This is a genomic window from Candidatus Obscuribacterales bacterium (genome assembly GCA_036703605.1).
In the GTDB taxonomy this organism is placed as follows: Bacteria; Cyanobacteriota; Cyanobacteriia; order RECH01; family RECH01; genus RECH01.
Genome location: DATNRH010001136.1, coordinates 1 through 1553 on the forward strand (window position 1 = coordinate 1; position 1553 = coordinate 1553).

1 protein-coding gene is annotated in these 1553 nt (G+C 50.1%); it reads right to left on the reverse strand.

Annotated features, from left to right (window positions below):
* Positions 1-223 precede the first annotated feature (223 nt).
* Positions 224-1553: calcium-binding protein (locus V6D20_23525; GenBank protein HEY9818750.1), on the reverse strand; the 1330-nt coding region annotated here is incomplete at its 5' end.

Below are 1553 nucleotides of genomic sequence, written 5' to 3' on the forward strand. Positions count from 1 at the left end.
TATCGAATAGCGGGGGAAGGAGACGTTACAACCTGTCTAGCGCAAGATGAGCTTGAATTAGCGCTTAGGAGCCGACTATGTCATCTGAAGACGTACGAGCTGCTTGGCAAGGCATAAAGAAAGCTGGTGATTGTACTGCAAGCACCAGCCTAGATAGGAACCTATTTGGTTTATCTTGGCTCATAGTAAGCCAGGATAGATAATGAAAGCTTGAGTTACAGAGCTAAGCAATCACAATCTGACGAGCTGACAATGAGGGTTGACCACCTAAAATGGCGATCGCTCGTTGCTTTTGGGAGCCGTTACCATCGACGTCAAAGAAGAGGGTGCCGGATTGATCGTCATAGATAAACCGCTCATCAGCACTTTGAGCGCGGCTGCCTAGGACAAACTGACGGTCGGAAAGTCCACCAACCGATAGACCTGCTGCACCAAATCCTCGACGAGTGATTACGATTTGATCCTGACGTGAGTTAAAGTCAGTCACCACATTGGCTTGACCCTGTGCTTTCTCAAACACAAAGCGATCGCGACCACCTCCACCGTTCAGAACATTACGCCCGATACCGCCGGTCAAGATATCATCTCCTTGTCCGCCAGTTAGACGATTATTGCCAGTACCACTGACTAACCGATCATTACCCGCACCACCGTTCAGGATATCGTTTCCCTGTCCTCCAATTAGGCGATCGTTGTCTGCACCGCCCAACAAAACATCTCTCTCAGCACCACCTTTAATGAAGTCACTACCGGCTCCACCGATTAAGCGATTATTACCACGTACACCACCGAGACTATCATCCCCAGCTCCGCCGTTAAGGACGTCATCACCGGCTCCAGCAACCAGGCGATCGTTACCGAGTCCACCGTTGAGGACATCATCACTAGCTCCACCAACCAGGCGATCGTTACCGTCTCCACCATCAAGACCATCGTTACCGCCACCGCCATTGAGGACATCATTGCCCGCACCACCAATGACTAAGTTATCTTCCAAACCGCCGGTGAACGTGGTTTGACCCAAGAAGCCAGAGAGATCAAACTGCTCAAAGTTTTGAACTACAGTGCCCTCCATGTCGGGACTAGGCACTAAGTTGTGGCGACTAGCTTCTGAAGAACTACGTAGGATCAGACTGTCAGAGTTGCTGCCCCCTGTGACGACGAAGCGATCAATACCCCCAGCGCCGTCTAAGCTATCGCTCTGTTGCAAGTTACTAAAGGTAGCCGTTACGGTATCATTACCGGCACCCATCTCAAAGACATCATGTCTTAAGGTAGCCTCAAAACTATCATCACCATCCGTACCAATGCGATGATTGGTGTTTAGAGTTTCTGTTAGATCACCAAGGTCATCTGTAGGTTGCAGCAGTTGATCCAGCAAATCATCGGCTACAGGTGGATTGCCATCTACCAAGTCATCTACAGTGGTGGTCAAACTAGTTGACAGTTCCTGCAGCAGATTTGCTAACTCGAGGGCAGATGGGCTGCCCTCTGTTTGCAGCCCTGCGATGATCGTATCAAAGCCATCTAGAACCTGGGTCAGGGTATCAGCA